Below are 3,843 nucleotides of genomic sequence, written 5' to 3' on the forward strand. Positions count from 1 at the left end.
ATATTGTTCGAATTAAATCTATAGTCGGTCTGTCTAATATTCTCTTTAAGGAGAAGTGATAGATGATTAGGTTAATACCATAGACGACTAGTGAAAATCCTAGGAAGCTTTTGTAGTCATAATATTTTATTAAAGTACTCATTCTTAAATCAGGGACTATTAATGATATTGCCAACATAACTCCTAAGCTCACCATAATAGAAATTATAAAAGATTTTACCTGTTCTTCAATAAATTCCTTTTGATAGATGTTCTTTAACTCATCTACATCCATACCACAAGAATAAAGACTTCCGATTTCTTTTTTTCTGCTCATTAGACTTAAATTAATGGACGAGTAGCCGTTTGTAATATTTAATACAAAGATGAGCGATGCTATTCCTATTACAAATTTTATGAAACTTTTCACTTCCTTATATTCATTTTTTGCGATTTCTTCACCTATTTTGATATTAAATCTATCATCAGGTGAAATTTGTTCTCCTATCATGGCCTCTACATATTCTTTTACATCTTTGGTATCAGAATCTTTTATCTTCATATTTAAAGTATAGGCATATTCTGTATATTTCTCATCACCTGATTCTTCCATAAGTTTAAAATAAGTGTCAAAATCTGTATAAACTTTTACATCAAAGGGCATTGTTCTCGACTTATATTTTCCCAAATCTGTTATTGTCTTTGAAATTTTAATAGTCTTATTATAATCATTTTCAAAGTTAATATCTAAAATCTGTGGATTTTTGAAATATGGAATTCTCTTTGCCTTAGCTATTGGAATAGAAGAATCTTCTTGAATTGTATTATAGAGGACAAATTCACCCTTCTTTCCTCCAAGTTCTTTTAAGTCTTTTTCTTCTAAGGCGATGATAAATCCATCCATGCCCTCTGCCTTATATTTTTTTATATTCTTTTTCGCTTCATCCTCTAATCCAGCTGCCTTTGCTTTTTTTGAGAATTCGTTAGTGTTTTCAACTTGAACATATTTATCTTTTGAAATATAAGACTTGTCGTTAGGAATTTTATCTACAATTTCTTTTAATATTTTTGGGACTTGATTCTTTTCACTAAAATAATCAACGGAAAAATTATAGCCATCATCGTAACGAGAAAAATCTCTGTAGTATGTTGAGATGCCTATGATGATTATAAACACCGAAATGATAATTATTCCTATTGCGGAAATATATCTCTGTGATTTTATTGAAGCTAAGTTGTTGAGTTTTAATTCCTTCCAAAAATCTTTTGCTCTTTTCTTCTTTGATTTTGAAAAATCTATATTTCCTCTTATACCGTCTATAATATTTATTTTTGAAATCTTTTTCGCAGGGGATTTAATGGCTAATGCTACAATCACAAAGGAAACAAAAAGTATTGCTAAACTTAGTAAGGGATTAAATTTTATAACTTCAAAGGCACTTATCACTTCACCTTTTGTTATGTTTTTATACAAACAATACATAAAGAAAAATCCTGCAATATGTCCTAAAAGTATTGGAATTGCAGTTGTAACAAGTCCTTCTTTTAGAAGTAACAGATAAATTTGTCCATTGGTAGATCCTATAGACTTGTAAATGGAAAGCTCTCTAATCTTCCTAAGCCCCCAAACCCAAAAGATGTTTTTTATAAAAAACACAAAGATCGCTATACATCCAAGAACTGATAGAATAGTAACAGCCTTTTTCATTATGTTTTGTAAGAGTTCGTTTTCTAATCCATAATAGTTTATAAGACTTTTAGAAAATTCTAAATGAACATCTTTACCAAGTATCTTATTTATTTCATTTTGTATCTTATCTCTATTTTGGTAAGCTTCTTCAAATGAATGAAATTTTACAAATGTTCTGAAAGTAGACATTTTATCTTGTAGCCCTAAGGCAAAATTTAATTTACTGTACTTGTTGTAGACATCTCCGTAAACACCGACTAAAGTAAAACTTTTAGAAGCTTGGCTCTCAAATTTTTCCCTGCCAGTATTTGCACTTGTGGGACCTATCTCTTCGCCATTTAAAAACCTTTTGCCTAAATCAAGTTCTAGCTTGTCGCCTATTTTAAGTTTATTTTTCTTTACGAGGCTTTCAGATAGTACAATTTCATCTTCCTTTGTAGCAAATCTGCCGTCAACAATTCTTGAATACTCTCTCATCTTATTGATTGCTTTGTCTTGGTAGTTTATAACCACTAAATCGTCAGCAAGTTTTCCGTTGTCAGGATTAAGAGACATTTTCCCGACCAAATCTATATCTTCAAAGGACTTTAATTTTTCAAGGTCTTCAATTGAGAGTTCTTCTTTAATCTCCCCATGATAAAAACTTGAAGCCATGTAATAACCATAGTTAGCCTTCATATCTGTATATCCGTAATAAAAAATTACAGTAAAAAACAGACTTACAATAAATAATGAGATGAAAATAGGAAAATTCTTCTTATTCATTTCTTTCATCTCCCACAATTTTTCCATCGACTATTGTAACAATTCGATTTGCTTGTAAGGCTATTTCTTCGTCATGGGTGATTAGGATAATCGTCTGTTTTAAGCTTCTATTGAAGTATTTAAAGATTTCTATCATTTCCTTAGAATTTTTCCTGTCCAAATTACCTGTTGGTTCATCAGCTAATATTATAGATGGATTGTAGATAAGACTTCTAGCTATGGCAACTCTCTGTTGCTGACCTCCTGATAATTCACTTGGAAAAGAGTCAAGTTTACTTTCTATACCCAGTTTTTTTACTATATCTGAAAATTCATCTTGATTGATTTTTCTTTTATCAAGTTTTAATGGAAGTTCTATATTGTGACGAACCGTTAAGTTGGGAATCAAATTATAAAATTGATAAATTAGTCCGACTTTTCTTCTTCTAAAGTAGGCTAATTCTTTTGAGGAATACTTTGAGATGTCGTTACCATCTATATAAACCTTGCCATCATCTGGGCTATCTACTCCTCCTATGATATGTAGGAGGGTTGATTTACCAGATCCACTCGGCCCTACAATGGCAACAAATTCTCCTCTTTCAATTTCAAGGTTAACACCGTCTAAGGCAATGACCTTAGAATTACCATCGCCATATTCTTTTCTTAGGTTTTCTACTTTTAAAATTTCCATACTTTCCTCCTTAATTTAAGGTAAGTATATAAAAGTAAAGTGATTTTTAGGTGACATTGTAAAATTTAATTTCAAATCTTGCTCCACCACCAATATTTGAAACAGAAATTTCTCCGTTGTTTTTTTCGACAATTGTCTTTGCCATAGCAAGGCCAATTCCAAAACCATTTGAGTCGGGCGTTTTATAAAAGCGTTTAAAGATTTTTTTCATATTCTCTTTTTCTATTCCTCCGCCATTGTCTTCAATGATTAAGCTAGTATAGAGGGGATTTTTATATGATGAGACCACGATTTTATCACAAGTCGGTCTATTGTCAGCATTTTTCATAATATTAATGAGAGCTTCTGCCAGCCAATAAAAATCTCCAATGATGCTATTTTCTTTTAAATCCGTTCTCTTTTCTATCTTTATAGATTTCTTTAAATTCAAACTATCTAAGGCATAATCTACTAATTCATCTAAACAAATTTGTTCTTTTTTCATTAAATCTTTGTTTGCATCAAGGCTTGATAGTTTGAGTAAAATATCTGATAGAGAGGTTAATCTGATTGTTTGCTTTTTTAAAATTCCTATATCATCATTATCTGAAAAGTCCATCTCCAAATTTTCTATGGAAAAAAGCATAGATGTGATGGGAGTTTTTATTTGATGGGCGATATCTTCTAGGTATTCAATTTGCTTTTCGCTATTTTTAGTGGTCGTCTCTTTGGCTTCTACTATTTCTATAAAAAGCTT

3 protein-coding genes are annotated in these 3,843 nt (G+C 30.7%); all 3 read right to left on the reverse strand.

Annotated elements, in window-relative coordinates:
• Positions 1 to 2,434, reverse strand: a 2,434-nt coding sequence (locus HMPREF2782_RS04620; RefSeq protein WP_070641216.1) for an ABC transporter permease, incomplete at its 3' end; no start/stop codon positions are given.
• A complete protein-coding gene (locus HMPREF2782_RS04625; RefSeq protein ID WP_070641218.1) occupies positions 2,427 to 3,107 on the reverse strand; it encodes an ABC transporter ATP-binding protein in 681 nt (226 codons plus the stop codon). The genes HMPREF2782_RS04625 and HMPREF2782_RS04620, both read right to left, overlap by 8 nt.
• Positions 3,108 to 3,153: 46 nt before the next feature.
• Positions 3,154 to 3,843: sensor histidine kinase (locus tag HMPREF2782_RS04630; protein WP_070641220.1), on the reverse strand; the 690-nt coding region annotated here is incomplete at its 5' end.

The organism is Anaerococcus sp. HMSC068A02 (assembly GCF_001811125.1).
Lineage (GTDB): Bacteria > Bacillota > Clostridia > Tissierellales > Peptoniphilaceae > Anaerococcus > Anaerococcus vaginalis_C.